At 41.1% G+C, this 16767-nt stretch carries 14 protein-coding genes; 2 read left to right on the top strand and 12 right to left on the bottom strand.

The features are described 5' to 3' along the window. Positions 1-448: 448 nt before the first annotated feature. The 11 genes from ACHSBP_RS18170 to ACHSBP_RS18120 all read right to left on the bottom strand — a co-directional run bounded on the left by ACHSBP_RS18170 (position 449) and on the right by ACHSBP_RS18120 (position 14711). Positions 449-1747: an MFS transporter gene (locus ACHSBP_RS18170; protein ID WP_395389973.1), complete on the bottom strand. Its 1299-nt coding sequence runs from the start codon at positions 1745-1747 to the stop codon at positions 449-451. Positions 1748-1950: 203 nt separating this feature from the next. Then, positions 1951-2352, bottom strand: coding sequence for a GFA family protein (locus ACHSBP_RS18165; RefSeq protein ID WP_395389970.1), 402 nt, complete (start codon positions 2350-2352; stop codon positions 1951-1953). A 36-nt stretch (positions 2353-2388) separates the two neighbouring features. After that, positions 2389-2811 carry a VOC family protein gene (locus ACHSBP_RS18160; RefSeq protein ID WP_010558456.1) on the bottom strand — a complete coding sequence of 141 codons (423 nt, stop codon included), beginning with the start codon at positions 2809-2811 and terminating at the stop codon, positions 2389-2391. 117 nt (positions 2812-2928) lie between these two features. Next, positions 2929-3738, bottom strand: coding sequence for an arylamine N-acetyltransferase (locus ACHSBP_RS18155; protein ID WP_395389967.1), 810 nt, complete (start codon positions 3736-3738; stop codon positions 2929-2931). A gap of 10 nt (positions 3739-3748) precedes the next feature. Further along, positions 3749-4252, bottom strand: a complete 504-nt coding sequence (locus ACHSBP_RS18150; protein WP_395389964.1) for a flavodoxin family protein — start codon at positions 4250-4252, stop codon at positions 3749-3751. A 103-nt stretch (positions 4253-4355) separates the two neighbouring features. Further along, positions 4356-7043: a TonB-dependent receptor gene (locus ACHSBP_RS18145; RefSeq protein WP_395389962.1), complete on the bottom strand. Its 2688-nt coding sequence runs from the start codon at positions 7041-7043 to the stop codon at positions 4356-4358. Between the two features lie 10 nt (positions 7044-7053). Then, positions 7054-8061, bottom strand: coding sequence for a FecR family protein (locus ACHSBP_RS18140; RefSeq protein ID WP_395389959.1), 1008 nt, complete (start codon positions 8059-8061; stop codon positions 7054-7056). 12 nt (positions 8062-8073) lie between these two features. After that, positions 8074-8613, bottom strand: coding sequence for an RNA polymerase sigma factor (locus tag ACHSBP_RS18135; RefSeq protein ID WP_336436363.1), 540 nt, complete (start codon positions 8611-8613; stop codon positions 8074-8076). Positions 8614-8752: 139 nt separating this feature from the next. Then, complete coding sequence (locus ACHSBP_RS18130) at positions 8753-11026, bottom strand: beta-N-acetylhexosaminidase (RefSeq protein WP_395389956.1); 2274 nt, start codon at positions 11024-11026, stop codon at positions 8753-8755. A gap of 97 nt (positions 11027-11123) precedes the next feature. Then, complete coding sequence (locus ACHSBP_RS18125) at positions 11124-13625, bottom strand: TonB-dependent receptor (protein ID WP_395389954.1); 2502 nt, start codon at positions 13623-13625, stop codon at positions 11124-11126. Between the two features lie 99 nt (positions 13626-13724). Next, a complete protein-coding gene (locus tag ACHSBP_RS18120; RefSeq protein ID WP_395389952.1) occupies positions 13725-14711 on the bottom strand; it encodes an AraC family transcriptional regulator ligand-binding domain-containing protein in 987 nt (328 codons plus the stop codon). 100 nt (positions 14712-14811) lie between these two features. Here ACHSBP_RS18120 and ACHSBP_RS18115 point away from each other — a divergent pair, with 100 nt between their 5' ends. Further along, positions 14812-15240 (top strand): SRPBCC family protein, encoded by a 429-nt coding sequence (locus tag ACHSBP_RS18115; RefSeq protein ID WP_395389949.1) that lies wholly within the window; start codon positions 14812-14814, stop codon positions 15238-15240. Further along, a complete protein-coding gene (locus tag ACHSBP_RS18110; RefSeq protein WP_395389946.1) occupies positions 15227-16036 on the top strand; it encodes a sterol desaturase family protein in 810 nt (269 codons plus the stop codon). The genes ACHSBP_RS18115 and ACHSBP_RS18110 overlap by 14 nt, the downstream gene beginning before the upstream one ends. On the opposite strand, the gene ACHSBP_RS18105 is transcribed toward ACHSBP_RS18110, so the two are convergent. Next, complete coding sequence (locus ACHSBP_RS18105; RefSeq protein WP_138629249.1) at positions 16033-16755, bottom strand: ABC transporter substrate-binding protein; 723 nt, start codon at positions 16753-16755, stop codon at positions 16033-16035. The two genes, ACHSBP_RS18110 and ACHSBP_RS18105, sit on opposite strands and share 4 nt — an antisense overlap. Between the last annotated feature and the right edge of the window lie 12 nt (positions 16756-16767).

The raw sequence follows: 16767 nt of genomic DNA, 5'->3' as shown, positions 1-16767 counted from the left end.
GCATATTGAGATTGGAAAAGTGACAACCTTATTAAGCGCCAAATTGGCGCTTTTTATTTGCGCTTTTATTGGTGCCCAGTCAATAACTAGATTTCACGTTAATTTGAATTACACTCAAAGAATGAAACTTAGCCAACTCCAATAAAATGGCAATTGAACACGGAACTTTCTCACTTACATTATTACCCAACAATATCATCGTGGCCGATGCAAAAGGGCCTTGGAATATTGAAGCCGTTGATCATTAAAAATAAGTAACCACGCATATTCTATCGCGTTTACACCAAGCCGAGGGCAAAAAACCGGAATAAAACAGCTAGGTCTATTTATCAACTTAGAGCAAAGGTAAATAGGCCTGTTGAATCTTTGTGAAAAGTAAAACTAGCTTCACTATTACGCCAATACAAACTTAAATCCAAGGAATAACGTACCTTTAAATCACACATAATTAGTCTTTTTTAGATACATTTTTCAAGTTAAAGCTCAGCGCAAATGCAATGCCACTAAAAAGCGCAAACGCTAACATCACCGCAAAAATTGAAAACTGCGCTAATGCCCCGCTTAATAGGCCAATTAGTAACAGCACCACGCCAATTAAACTATTACTGACCGATACATAGTCAGTTCGTTTATTACCACCGGCCATATCGACTAAATATGTTTTTCGTGCTTGGCGCACACCTTCATGCACTACAAGTAGTACAAGAAACAATGCAAGGTAAGGGTAAATACTGTCAACTTCAAACCAAATAAACAGTGCACTAAGTAAACAAATAATCGTATTTAAACTTGCCGTAAATGCCATCAGCCCTTTACTGTTTTTATCTGCCAATTTACCCCAGATTCGACCACTAATAAGGCTTGCTATACCACCAAGTACAATTAAACTGGCTAGCGAAACATAAGAAGAACTGGCTTGCTGCTCTGCCATTAAAACCAAGTAAGGAGCCGCTAAACCAGAGCTTATCATCAGGCTTCGTACCCACACAAAATGAGCAAAATCAATATCTTGCTTAAGTAGTTTTAAGTTATTTTTTGCAACATCGAGCGCACTTTTGTCGTCGCTCTTATCACCATCATATTCTTTAATAAGCGCACAACTAAATGCACTTAATAAAAAACATATAGCGGCCAGCGCAAGTAAAATAATCGACCCATCTTGTTCGCTTGAGCGCAGATATAACGCACCACCAAACACAATTGTAATTGCACCCGCAATGCTGGCGGCGGTACCACTTAATTTGCCACGTTTACTTTTATCAATGGTTTTACCCATCACATCTTTATTTGCGATAGAGGAAATAGCGCGTGCCAAACTAAATAGAATGGTTAAAACAACAATAGCGATACCAGCCACAGTGCCACTCAAACTTATTGCCGCAAACAGCAAAGCAAGTACCGCAATAGCCTGTAATACCGCGCCATAAACAAGATATTGCTTACGCGTTGCTTGGCGGCGAATATGCGCACCCAATACAATTTGTGGCAACATCGCGCCCGATTCACGTATTGGCACAAGCAGTGAGGTTAGAAAGATTGGCGCACCTGTGGTTGCCATTAACCAAGGCAACACCACTTTAGCACTGGCGAGTGAATCGGCGATTTTGCTTAATACCAGCGACACAACAAACAACAGGTAATTACCGCTTTGCGCCTGACAGGCGTTATCGTCAAGTTCGTTACACTTAGACGAATTGCTGCCGATGCGATTATGAAAACGCGCTACCCATTTTGAAAAATGTGTCATAAATCCTTAGAAATTCCGTTTTAATTAAGCTTATTACTACGAAAATATATACTATTTAGATCAGATACTTAACCTTTAGACTAGTTATAAAGCAAAGCAGCTGATGCAATTAATTAAAACGGCAATCGCAAAACCTTTGCAAACACATTAACTAATTCTGTCGCTAAAAGTCGTTTATAACGGCAAGTTCAAGTTACCTAATATTATTTAGGCAAGCCGTTAAAACAAGGTGTGTGCGCAATATCATTAAACCAAGGCGCGCGGCTTTTAACAAAAATTTGCGCACTCGGAGACATGGACACATCTGTATCTAAACTGCCAGCAGGGACCACAACACAATTTAAATCGTGATCGTGCGTTGGCAATGGCGAACCGCAATCGGTGCAAAAACTTTTCACATGCCGAGTGTTTAAATGTTGATAACGTTTTACCTTTTCCAGCCCTTGCAGCCAGTCTATCTGCGCATTAAATGCAAATAAATTGGCACCATGAGCGGTACCGGTTCCCTTTTTACAGCGCGCACAGTGACACAAATAAAATGCATTAAAACTACCGGTTACCGCATACTTAGCTGCGCCACATAAACATGAACCTTGATGCTGCATACGCGTTTCTCCTAGCCGCTCTCTTTAGACTTACAATCAGCGTTCTCTATTTGCCATTGGGTGATCAGCGTTTAATTGTAGTAAATCCCAACGATTTCCGTACAAGTCCTCAAATACGGCTACGGTACCATAAGGCTGCTGTTGTGGCTCACGAATAAACGACACCCCAACCGATTTCATATGCTCATAATCGCGCCAAAAATCATCGGTATTCAAAAATAGAAAAACGCGCCCACCCGCTTGATTACCAATAAACGCGTGCTGCTCAGGTTTTGATGCCTTTGCTAATAACAGTGCCGTACCGGTAGAGTTTGGTGGTGCCACTACAACCCAGCGTTTATCTTGTTCTGCCTGATAAGTGTCTTCTATCAATTCAAACTTAAGCTTATTTACATAAAAATCAATTGCTTCATCATAGTCTTTTACGACCAGTGCAATATTTACAATATTCTGTTTCATCACTTTTCACTTTTGCGGCTTTAGCTCAGATTATTTAGTTTAACGACAAAGCGCCAACCAGTTAACCTAAAACAACAAAAGCGGCTAAAAGGCCGCTTTTGTTTGCTAAATGTCTTATCACCTTTCTCGATTAATAAACTCAAACAAGGTTTGCGTTTGTGCAAATGTTAGCTCCACTAAACACTGCTCTGTCAGTAGCGAATGTAATTGTTTCGCCGAGGTAATGGTAAATACCTCTTGCTGGTTATGTGCATCGTCAAAAAAGGTAACTTGGTTATTCCTTATTAAAATGCGCTCGTTATCCATTATTCGTGATACCACTAGATTATTCACAAATGCCGCATTTTCGTGCTGCGAGCTATAAAAATGGCCAATATTGCAATCCATCTCGGTGAATTCACTTAAATCAAAACGATAAAGTGTGATCGGTTGGTCATTATTAGGCGCTAACGCCAAGCGATACGCTTGATCGCCAGTTTGTTCAAGGCTATACCGACCATTTGGCGCATCAATCGTTGTAGTTTTTAATGGCACAATAAAGCGCGGGTTAAGCACGCCAAAGCCCACATCTACAATGTATTGTTTCCCTTGATACTCTAATAAAGTAACACGGTGCGAGCGGCCATTTTGCTCATTACCATCAAGTAAAACCCGTGTTATAAGTGGCCTAACCGTAAAACCAAGCGCTTTTAAGGCGAGGTAAAATACCTTGTTGTGTTCAAAACAATATCCGCCTCGTCGATTTGTTACTACACGGTCAAACAATGCCTCAGGTTCAAGTGATAAGTTTTCTTTTAAAATGACATTGGCGCTATTAAAAGGGAATGTCGCTATATGCGCTTTATAAAGCGCCGAAATAAGCGCTAGTCCTTGCAGTTGTGGTGCCACATTGAGCTGATTTAAATAATCTTGTACGTATTGTTCCATCAATGTACTCCTACTTATTTAGTGCCACGTTAAATTGCGCTAACACGGTGTTATCTAGCGAAAAACCGTCACGACAACTAGCATGTAGTTTCGCTGTGTACTGAATATCAAAATAATTAAACACTTTTGCGAAAAAGCCATCAAAAATAGGGCATAGCTCATCACTTGCCGATGTGGCCAAAACAAAGGCCTTTTTATTAGCAAACGCACGGGCTTTTGGTTTGAGTGATTGTACGTCTGTTAGCTCTGTGATCCGATCGATCAATTGTTTAATTGGGGCGGTAGGTGCATGCCAATACACAGGCGATGCAAAAATTAATTTATCGGCCGCTAGAATTCGCTCAACCAAGGCATAAAAATCGTCTTCAGGGTATTCATTTTGATAGTTGTATGGCGAAATCTGTAACGAGTCGATATCGATCACATCCAATTGGTGGTGTTTCGCAACGTGCTCAATTAGTTTTGCTGTATTGCCTTGTTTATTTGCACTTGAAAATAACACTAACTTTTTCATCAGTTTAAAGTCCTTTTGCCAAAATTGTGAAGGTACTTTAAAAGCTCAAGTTGGGTTGAGGTAAAGCCTTTTTTTAAACTTTTTTATAAAACTGACTTAGCTGCTAAAAAGTCAGATGCAGCGACATATTCAAATGCCGACCAAAAATAGGCCTCGCATAGTAGTACTCATCCGTTTGGCTGAAACTACCGCGAGGATTTCCTTCAGTGAGGCCTTTCGAATTAAGGGCATTTTCAATGCTAAAATTCAATTTAATCTGGTTACTAAGCGCAAATGCAAGGTTAACATCGAGTCGCGTATACGCTGGCAATGAAAAATGATTGGCTATATCTGAATAACGCTTACCTATATAAGCTAGGGTAACAGTGCTTTCAAATGCTTTATATGTGAAAGTTGGCATAATTCGAAATTGTGCTTTGGGTGTGCGCGTTATTTGGTTGCCATTGTATTGGGATTCACTATAACTTTGCGGAATACCAGCAAACTCACCATGTTGCCAAACACCTACACCAGCAACAGAAAAATAGTCATTCACTTCATATAAAAACTCGAGTTCTAACCCTTGAGTTTTCGTATCAATAAAAATTGCTTTGTGCTGGTCATTCAATCCTTGATAAACGGTAAAGGGAAGCGGATCAAAACGCGTTTCAAATAAACTAGCAGAGATACTGGCTACATCTGTAGCACCGCGCCAACCGATTTCAAAAAACGTTAAATCAACGGGCTCTGCAAAATCCACGTCACTAGGGACATCGTCATAGTAGTCACCGTAGCCAATGCGATTACCAAGGTTAAGCAAACGCGGCATCTCAAACGCACTGGCATAACGTAAAAACAGCGCATTATTATGCTTAAACTGCCAATTTAAACCTGCGCTATAGGCCCACTCTTTTTCTGTTTGGCTGCGTGAAAAAGCAAACTCACTGGCGGTTTTGTGTTTAAGATTGGTAACCGGCTCTATGGTTTCAACATCGCTAAATACGCTGCCATTTAGGGTTAAGTGCTCGTAACGTGTGGCAATATCAAGCTGCAAAGTATCACTAATATCATAATCGAAATTAACATAATGAGAGTACGATTTAAGGCTGCCATCACCACGAATGTATGCGGGTCCTGAAAAATTCAAAAAGCCATTGTGACTAAGTCTATCAACAACACGATTATGACTATCAAGTGCAACCACGTCATAGCGCTGCGGCCGATGTTTTACGTCAATTAAAATTTCGCCAAGCCAGCGATCGTAGGGCAAACTTTGATAATCAGAAAATGCTATCAATTGACCTAATTGCAATTGCCAACGTTCACTTAACCACTGCGCAGAAAAATGGTTAATCCATTGAGTTTGCGAATAATTCGCCGCGAGTGGATAGGCAAAGGTCATTAATCCATTACCATTTAGCGATTGCGTTAGGGAAACAGGCTCGTCACTATTTGCATACGTGAGCGCGGGTCGCGCTGTCGGGTATTGCGCCATAAACGCCGTAATATCCTCTCGTGCCAACAGTGTTTGCACCGACATCAGGGTTTCATTACCCTGATTGACCAAGGTATAAAAATCATTCTTTAAGTGGCTAATGCTCAGCTTGTTGTCGATAAAAATATGTGGATTAAGCTGCTTAGCAAAAAATAGCTTGAGGGAATTAAGCGAGGTTTCTTGGCTATCGGCCAGATCACGCGTTTTAAAGCCGTTTTCACTCGGATATGATAAAAAACGCAGCTCATTGCTTAATAAAGTGCTTCGGCCCGCATCAATAGGTGAAATGCCAGTTGGATTACTTGGGTTTTGCATCGGGATCGGTGCATAAAATCCGGTGGTATCTCGCAAATGTTTCAGTTCAACAGCTAAGTCAAATTCAGCGGATAGATAATCAACTCGTGTCTTAACTTGGCCACCGTGATCTGTGGTATATCCCGGCGCACGCAGTCCATTACTCGTGCGATAAAAGCCGCCGGTACTATAGTACATGTTTTTTGTAAGTGGCCCAGATGCAAATAGGTCAATGCGCTGATAACCGTAATCTAACCCTTGGGTCCATTTCGCTTCAAATAGTGCTGTATCACCGCCTTTTCGCGTATTAAAATTCACCATCGCGGCAGGGCCATTGGTGGTAAAAATACCGCTAGAACCCCCTTTTACAATTTGCACCGACTCTGTCGTTAGGTCTTGGCGCAAAAAGAAATCAGGCCAAATACCATCGTAAACCACCGGAAGCCCGTCTTCCATTAATGATATAAAACGGTATCCCTCACCGCCCCTCAGCCCACGAGGCGCAACATTATTATTCGTTTCACCGCCCGAGTCCTCAACCCAAAAGCCACTGGCAAGATTAAATAATTCGGCAGTGCTGTAGGGTACATGTTGGTTTAATTGCTGTTGTGATAAATGTGAAATTGAAACCGAAGAATTTAAAATTGACCGATGATTCGCACCGTGGCCGGTAATCGTTACCCGCTCCCATGTTTTGTCATTTTCCACGTCAGCATTTCGTTTAAACACCACTAAACTTTGTAGTTCTGGATAAATTGCAAAGCTATACTGCGTATTTTTAAGTAACTTTTCGAGTTGCTGGCGAAGCGGTAATTGGTGGGCAGGTAAAACAACATTGGGTTCATCAACTAGAGGCATCATGGTGAGTTGGTAATCGGCACGATTTGCTATTCGGATCAATGCTTGACTAAGTTTAAACGAGGCATTTTCAGATCCATAAACAGGGCACAGCCAGACACCTATTAGTAGCTGACCAATAACTAATAAAATTCCAAGCTGATGTTTAATCTGTATTCGCCCCATACAATTTAGGTTATTGCTTCATATTCAGCACTCGCACATCGCCATTTTTCTGTACTTCTAAATCGTAAAGCAATGCAACACTTTGCAACCACTGCTCTACTTTGTCGAAATGCACTGTGCCGGTGAAGCGAAGATCTGAAATGGAGTCGTTAGCCAAGTAAATTGTCAGTGGCGAATATCGGGTTAAATCAAAAATGATGTCGGCTAAGCGTGCATCAATAAACTGTGCTTGTTGATTTTGCCAATCTGCTGTGTGCATTTTTAGCGGCTGTTGTTTAACACTAAGCGCATTGTTGTTCGTTGCCTCAATTGCGGCATATTGCCCTGCGTTTAAAAGAGCATTATGCGATTGATTATTAACACGAACTTTACCCTCCAGCACGCTCACAACTAACTCTCTAAGACCTAATTTAACATTAAAAACCGTACCCACAGCAGTTGCTTCGCGATTACCATCCGTTACTGTAAATGGCCTATTTTTATCGCTTGCGACGTTAAAAACGGCTTCACCTTTAATTAAATGGATCACCCGTTTATCAACCTGATATTGCACTAAGAGTTCAGAGCTTGGCGCGAGATCAATTACACTACTGTCATTAAGCGTTATGGTGCGTGGCTGGTTAAACAGCGTTTTAAAACGTGTTACCTCAGCTGGTTTTTCAGCAGCCAAGGTACTGTTTGTGGGAGCGACTTCATTTTGCCAAAAACGCGACGAAATAAGCGCGATACATACAAAACTCGCAGCCCATGCAAAATAGCGCCATTTACTTTGCCTTTTAACATTGCTTACTGGTTGCGTATGCTCTAATTCACTAGGCATGGGGATCTCGTCTGCTAATAGCCACATTGAAGACATTTTTTCAAACGTTACGCGATGCTCTTCACTTGTTGCAAGCCAATCTGACAGCGCTGTGTTTAATGCCTCTAAATCATCAATATCTGTTGTTTCGTCCAGCGCAACTAACCATTCAGCGGCTTGCGCTTCTATTAATTCGTTACTTACGTTCGCATCTTGCATTTCAATTCCTTACTACAACTCATCTTTTAAGTTAGCGAAACAAAAGCGCACGGCTTTTAGTACATGTTTACGTACCATACTGCTTGATATATCCAGTTCTTGAGCAATTTCTTCATATTCTTTTCCTTTTATCTTGTATAGATAAAAACTACGGCGGCACTTGTATGGCAGAGATTCCACCAGCGCAGCCATCTTGGTAAGTAATTGAGTGTGTTGGGTGTTATCTTCAGGTTTTAAGTGCGAGGCATAGTGTGCGATATCAAATGAAGCATCACCGCTTACCTCAGGACTGCGCGCTCGGCGACGCAATTTGTCTATGGTTAAATTGGTCGCAATGCGATACAAATACGCATTGATATAACTGGCAATATTTGGGTTATCTAAACCGAGTAATTTGACAAAGGCCTCGTGTGCAATATCTTCAGCTTCAGCCTTTGTCATGCCCTTTTTCATAATATGGATCAGCAATTTACTGTGATGTTCAGCATAAAGCTTTTTCATCTCACCATGTTGAGTGACATCGGTTATATTTTTAACGTTACTGGCGCGCAAATCGGATCCCCAAAAAACTCCCTTTCAATTAGTAAACGAATTAGCGTTACTATTTGGGAATCCAATGCTGCAATTTTTTTTGCTAGTCAACAATAAGCCAATAGCCTTATAGCAAGCTTTACTGTTAGCGCTTCCTTCATTAAAAAACCGCAATTTCGTCAATATACAGAGGTAACTTAGGTATTTGCGGATCTTGTGAGTTATCGGCATTGATGACCGTTACACGTAGGTATTTGGCCTTTTGCGGCTCAAAACTAAGGGTGAGCAATGGCCCTGTTATTTGCTCTTGTGATAGTGTTATCACCTCTTGCCAATCACTTGCATTGTTACTAACACTGACTGATACCGACAACGGTGGATGGAGCTGACGATGTCGTCCGGTGTCAACCCCCATTACAATTTTTGAAAACGCTGTTGGTTCAATAAAATCAATAGTGGCATCCATGTTGTTACCATAAAACACCGCAAATTTATTTACATCGTAAAACTGATCATATGCAAAACGTCCATCAAGAATCGTCTTTGCTCCGCCCTTTGCAGGCGCATCGACAAAGCTAATTTTTTTGTTTAATGCTTTATGTTGCGCAAAGGTCAAATGACTTCGCTTTGAAAACTCGCCGAGCGAATTCAATTGTTGTTTCGCGCTAACTGTGTAAATTTTATTGGTTGCGAATACCGATAGCGATTTTTGATATTCTGCTGAATTAAAATCAATAAATTTATTGTCTAGCGTGTAACGTAACGCGCCATCATACCCATCTGCGTTAAGTGTTACTCGCGGTGTGGCATTAAACGAAAGGTCAATATGCGGATTATAGTGTGACGTTGAAACATTAATACCTTGGTGGCGGTAACGCGATATTAACTGAGGCAGTGCACTGCTAAACGCTTGCCAATCTTTTTGCTTACTCCACAGTACTTCACTAAGTGCGGCAAGCCTTGGAAACAGCATATATTCGGCGTGGCGTGGAGTTTTGATATACTCAGTCCACAGTGCGCCTTGAGCACCTAATACAAGTGATTGTTGGCCTTTTGTTAGCTGTTTAGGAATAGGCTCATAATGATACACCTGCTTTAACCTAGTTAGCCCATGAATCGCTTTTGGTTCCTCACTTGATTCGGACTGATACGCGTCGAAATAAATATACTGATATGGGCTCATAATGACATTGTGACCAAGTTTTGCAGCTTTTATTCCTCCTTCTTCGCCGCGCCAACTTGTCACAAGCGCGTCTTGCGCTAAGCCGCCCTCTAAAATCTCATCCCAGCCAATCATTTTCTTATCTAACTGTTTAATAATTTGGCTAACACGCTTAATAAAGTAGCTTTGTACTTGCTCACCTGATGACAGTCCGTGTTCAGTCATTAATTGTTTCACAAAGGCACTTTCTAACCACTGCGTTTTTATCACTTCATCGCCACCAATGTGAATGTACTGAGAGGGAAATAGCGCTGCCACTTCACTGTATACATTTTTCAAAAACGCAAACGTTTGTTCGGTAGGACATAATACCGGCCCGAAAATACCGAATTTATCTTCCACTGCTAGAGTTTGATTTTTGCAGCCAAATTCAGGATAGGCCGCAAGCAAGGCTGTGCTATGTCCTGGAATATCAATTTCAGGGATCACCTCAATATGACGTGCTTTGGCGTATTCAATTACCTCTTTAATTTGCGCTTGGCTATAAAAACCAGATACCGTTTTACCATCAAATAAAGGTTGATAATCGTATGTATGACCAACCACTGTTTGCGAACGCCTAGCACCAACACTGGTTAATTTAGGGTATTTTTTTATTTCAATGCGCCAACCTTGATCGTCGGTTAAATGCCACTGAAACACATTAAATTTATGTGCAGCAAGCCAATCGATGTAGTTCTTTATAAATTCAATATCAAAAAAGTGCCGGCTCACATCTAAATGCATGCCGCGATAAGTGAAGCGCGGTTGATCGCTAATTTGCACAGTAGGAATTACCCACTGTGATTGGTTTACCGGTGCATTGGCAAAAAAGCTATGATCAAATAACTGTTTAAATGTTTCAACCGCATAAAAAAGTCCGGCTTTACTGGCACCAATCAGTCTTGCCTGTTGGCGCGATACTTCGATGCGATATGATTCATCTTGACTAAAGTTTGTGCTATCGATTTGCAGCACAATGCCCGACTGCATGTCATTTTTTCGCGACGCGGCTGTCGCCGGAAACCCTGACGTTTTATTTAGCCAAAAGTGTAATGCTTCAGCACTGGCTTGGCTTGCATCATCAAGATAAACCAAAGTGGTATTTTTATTGAGTGTAAACTGGTCATTTTGCCAAACAAGGTGATTAGGTTTTGGCACGATAACGGGATTGGCAAGCACTTGGCCACAACCCAAAAATGCTAAAAATAAAAGGCGTAATACTATTTTCATAACATATCCAAAGAAAAAATAGCCTAAGCGATTCACCGCAAAGGCCATTTGGGGGAAGTATAGGGGCGGCAGAACATCAACCCCTACGGTTAGCTAACTAAAAATCGAGTGTGATCGATGCCGATGCAGTACGTCCTAAAATAGGGCGGGCGTAGTAGTATTCAAATCCCGCTTGCTGATCATTAATCGCGCGAGGGTTACCCTCTGTTAAACCAATTTCATTGGTCAGATTTGTGGCTTTAACGTGCAGCTTTAAATGGTCGGTAAAATGGTAGTTAATACCCGCATCAACTGTCATATACGCAGGTAATTCAAACTTGTTTTCACCATCAGAAAAGCGGTCGCCAAGATAATGTGCGGTTAGGTACACATCACCATTGTCAAAGTAATAAGTCGGTGTTAAACGCAGTTGCACTTTGGGTGTACGCTTTACCTGATTACCTTCCCAATGACTGTAATTTTGATCAAACCCTTCCATTTCAGGGTTTTGCGCCACGCCGGTTAAGTCAAAGCGCAGGTCACTAATTGGTTGCCACACCGCTTCAAACTCAATGCCTGTGGTAACTGTATCGATAGTTTGATTTGCAACAGCGCCATCATCACCTGTGAAGTTGCGCTCTGTGAGATCTTTAAATTTCGTTTGGAATAACGTTGCTGATGTACTGAAAGTATCACCACTGAAGCGTGCGCCGAATTCACTAAAGGTTAAATTGACCGTCTCGTTAAATGTCGCATTTTCGCCGCTATGAATAGTCTGGCCATGACTCAATAGTCGAGGCATTTCAAAAGCATCGGCATAGCGTGCAAAAAACGCAGTCGTGTCATTTAAGGTATAATTAAAACCAAGCGTCCATGCGAGTTCCGACTCATCACTTTGCTTGTTGTAAAATTTATGCGATGGCATATCAACGTAGTTGTTAGCAAGATTATTGTCGATATCATTGCCGTTTTCATCAAATGCCCCATTCACAGGTTGGGCGAATAACGTGCCTGATGCCGTGCTATCTAGACTTAAAATTTCGTAACGTAAGCCGCCATCAAGTCGTAAATCGTCGGTGACTTGAAACTCTTCGTTAATGAAAAATGAATGTGACGTAGTGGTACCAAACGCAGTAGCTTGACCCCAACCAGGTGCATAGCCCGTTGAGCCACGGTCAGTCAATTGCCCAACTACATTGTTGTTATTGTCAACCGCCACAATATCAAGGCGTCGTGCATTGTCACGCACTTCAGTTAAAAACTGCGATTCCCATTTATCAACTGGTAATGAATCAGCGTCAACATAAGCAAATAACCAACCCATGGTTAAACTATGTTGCTCTCCCTCATAGGTAACACTTAATTTATTAACGAACTGCTCAGCATCGTAGCGTGAATAAAGTGGATAGCTGGTGGTAACTAAACCATTGCCATTAAGCGTTTCTGGGTTTTGTAACAGTTGTTCGGAACCAACGAAGCGATACATCGCTTTTACAGCGCCGTCATCGGCAAATGTGGTTAGCATGTTTTGTACATCTTGATATTCGAGTCTGCTATTTGCATCAACTAACGTAGAATTATCAAAGTTAAGCAAAATATACATATCATTTTCAAATGATGAATAACGTCCTGCGGCGTTTAGTAACCAATTATCGTTAAGTTCCCAATCAAGGTTATAGCCTAGGGTAGAAAACTGTGTGTGTTGTCCATCTTTTAAATCACGGGTTAAATAACTGCCGTCCTTTTGTAAATAATCTAAGCGACGTTGGTCGTTGCCAATTAGCGTGCCAAATTTCGGATCTACACCGGGGATCCCTTTTGGATTTTGCTGATCTTGCAAGGGGATAGGTACAAAAAAGGTGGTATGGTCATTTAAATGTTTCGCTGATAACGTCAAACTGCCTTTATCAAACTCACGCATCAAGGTTACACGAAGCTGACCACCTTGGTCGGCGGTAAATTCGGTATTACGCACCCCATCTGATACGCGATAGTAACCACCCACAGCCATTTTCCAATCATCACCTATTGGCGTGCCATAGTATAAGTCAGTGCGATACAAACCATAATCAGCAGCTGTAAAGCGAAGCGTCGCTTCTTCCATATCATCTGGTTTGCGCGTTATAAAGTTAACCATAGCGGCAGGGCCATTAGTTGTGAGCAAACCACTCGTTCCGCCGCGCACCGCTTCCATATGCTCTATTGTGATATCTTGACGTTGGTAAAAGTCTACCCAAACTCCATCGTAGACCACAGGCAAGCCATCTTCTTGTACACCAATGTAACGAAAACCCTCACCGCCACGTAATCCTCGTGGAGCAACGTTATTGTTGGTTTCACCGCCAGAATCTTCAACCCAAAAGCCGGGAACAACTTCGAGCAAATCAGCAGTACCTAAGGCTTGTTCTCGCGATAGTTGATCCGCATTAAGTGTAGTGATTGAGACCGACGATTCTAGCTTGGTTAAGCCTCGTCCTGTGCCACCCGTAACAATAATTCGTTCCATATCAAGTAAGTCATTGGCTTTTTCTTCACTTGATTGTTGGTTTGCATTTACGCCTGTTGATAAGCATGCTGCAATCGCAGCAGCAAGCGATGTGTATCTAATAGCCTTCGCCATAGTATTCCCTCATTCCAGGTTATTTTTGTTATTGCCAGCAACGCTGACCCTATAGCTAAATAACGAAGCAAGATGAAATATTGGGAATAAAAAAGAAAATTATTTTTTTAACAGTAACTTTTGATAGCGCAGCGGTGTTGTCGAAAACCACTTTTTAAACGCATGCGTAAACGAAGATTGCTCTTGAAAACCAAGCTCGTAGGCGGTTTCAGCAATAGTGTGCTGAGTTAGTAAAAAATCGACTCGCGATTTTCGCTCATCTGTTAATAATTCAATAAAATAGGTATTTTGCTGTTTTAGTTTGCGCTGCAAGGTTCTTGGACTCATAAACAACGCGGCTGCGATCCGATTTTGATCGCAATGTTTTAAGCTGCTTTTTGCTTTTAGCAGCAATATTACCTGCTCTTTTATATTTTCATTGGGTTGGCGTGCTTGTAGCTCTTTTTCAGATACCTGTATTAAGGCCTGAAACATTGCCTTGTTTTCACTTGTAAAGGGGATTGACAGTAACGCTTTAGAAAAAACGATACTGTTTTTAAGTGCGTTTGTTGTCACGTCACAATTAAACCAATTGCTCAGTGTAAGCCGTTCATTTTGGCTTAAATTAAAGGTAAATGTTATTTCATCAGGTTGGTAGTGTTCACCAAGAATCTTACGTACAGTGGCAACCCAAGCAGTGGTGTTTCTTAGCACCATTTGCTTACAATCGTCACTTTTAACATGCCAGTCTAGCTGAATTTGTTGATCTAAATGGCTCACTTCAGTTTCGCCAATATCCGCAACTAACGAATCAAAACGAATAAGTGCCTCAATCGCTTGTTCTAGATTTTCACAGCTTTCAACCAAATAGCCAAGTACACCATAATCTTTGGCTTGAATCCGTTTACCTAGTTCAAAACCGAATAAGCTTTGCTCACTTAAAAGCGCGCCGATATTGAGCAAATCAACATAGTGCTCCATTGTTACTTGGTGCGCGCTATCGCTATTACTCAGCGCAATATTTGCGTTATACGCTGGTGGTTCTATGCCTAAATCATGTAAATAGTGTAAAACGCTTTGCAAATACGCAATTGAAACCGATGCCATAATATTGTCGTAAAATAACAAAAACTATGACGTATTAGCGCAAGATAAACAGCTAAAGTCAAATTATGCTGCTAACAGGTGTTCATTAGCGTCATTTTTTATGATTTCTGTTCAATATCAAAAAACAATACTGGCCTCGCCAGATCAAATTTTTACTAAGTTGATTGATCACGAAAACCTTAATCAGTTTTTCAATGCGTCGTTCAAGGTTGTAAAGCCACAAGATAATAACGAGCCAATAGGTGGAAAAGGCTGCGTAAGGCAAATAAGCCTGTTGGGTATTACGTTTTTAGAAGAAATTATCCATGCCAGTGAACGTGAGATCCGTTATCGCGTATTAAACAACTTTCCTGTGAAAGATCATTTGGGCGTTATTACCTTGCTACCACATGGTAAGCACACAACCGTAACTTACACCATACAATGTAATTCACCTTGGTATTTACCTAGTGTTTTATTGCGCCGCATTTTGGCCAACGACATTCGCAATTGCCTTGATAAATTAGGAGCATATTATGATCCCAGTTGAACTTATTTTACTGGGGTTGAGCCCCGTTTTTATTATTTGTGTCGCGTTAGAGTTTAAAAAAGCGCGACAACACTACAATATAAAAGACAGCATTAATAACACCTTGCTGGCGCTGTTACACCAAGCATCAGATGCCGTTATATTACTGTTGTTAATGCCAATATTTTTATGGCTACATCAGTATGCTTTATTCGACATTAAACTCACCTTCACGTCCTTGTTATTTGGTTTTATTTTACAGGACTTTTTGTACTACTGGTTTCATCGTGCATCCCACAATATTCATTGGTTTTGGTTGGCTCATGTTGTACATCACAGTTCAACCCACATGAATTTTACTACGGCATTTAGACAAAGCATTTTATATCCGATTGTTGGCATGTGGCTATTCTGGTTGCCGATGATTTTAATTGGCTTTTCACCGAGTTTAGTGTTCGCAATTGTGGCAATTAATTTGGCATATCAGTTTTTTGTTCATACTCAAGTGATAGGTAATTTAGGCTGGTTTGAAAAGGTATTTAATACACCGACACATCATCGTATTCACCACGCCACTAATAGGCCGTACATCGACAAAAATTACGCTGGTGTATTAATTGTTTGGGATAAACTATTTGGCACATTTGCACCAGAAGATAAGGCAATTACCATTAAATATGGCATTGTTGGTGAATTACCAAAAGACAACCCACTGAGCGCGAACTTTAAACAATTAGGTGTTTTAAGAAAGCAGTTAAAGCAAGCTAACACCCTGCGAGCAAAGCTCAGCGTGTTATTTGGGTATCCTAGTCACTAGTTAAGGTTAGTCGAATAAAGGCGGGTGTATTTTGATACAATACGCGCTATCACACCACGCTCTGTAAGCGCATCAATAGCGGCATTGAGTTTGGGTAACAAATGCTGCTTTTGTTTATTAAGGCGTAATCTCAATAACCCTTCAGTATGTAGCTTTTGGAAATCAAGATTAACATCGTAACGTTTACCCCAATAACTTGCCGTTAAATCGCCAATAAGAATGCGCGAAACACGCGCTTTTTTAAGTGCTAACACCAATTCTCTTTCTGATTTAAAATCAATGCGATTAAACAAGCTATCATCGTAGTAATAGTAACCCAGAACGGTGCCGATATTGTCGTGATTTAAGTGCGCAGTTTTATCCGCATCTTTTAACCCAACAAAATATTCTTTTACGGTAAACAAGGGCTTTGATAATACAAATTCAGGGCCAACTTCTTGGTTTGGAAACCATTCAGCACACACAGTATCAAAGTCGAGTTTGCCTTCTAATAATGCTTGGTTGGTACGCTTGGGCGGTAAATTAAGCTGCACGCCTTCGATTTTTGCCTCTACGAGAATAAGCGGAATAAGCTCACCAAGAATGCCTGGCGTTGCTTTATCGGGCATGTAGTAAGGCACCCAGTTGTTAGAACCAGACATGTTGTAACGCAAGCTGTTTTGCTCCGCAAACGCTGAAAACGTAAGCAAACTCAATGTAAGCAGTAAAATCCGTATCAAAATACCTCCAAT

It is taken from the genome of Pseudoalteromonas sp. XMcav1-K (genome assembly GCF_044005875.1).
Taxonomy (GTDB): Bacteria; Pseudomonadota; Gammaproteobacteria; order Enterobacterales; family Alteromonadaceae; genus Pseudoalteromonas; species Pseudoalteromonas spongiae.
This window is presented reverse-complemented; position numbering and strand designations above follow the sequence as displayed.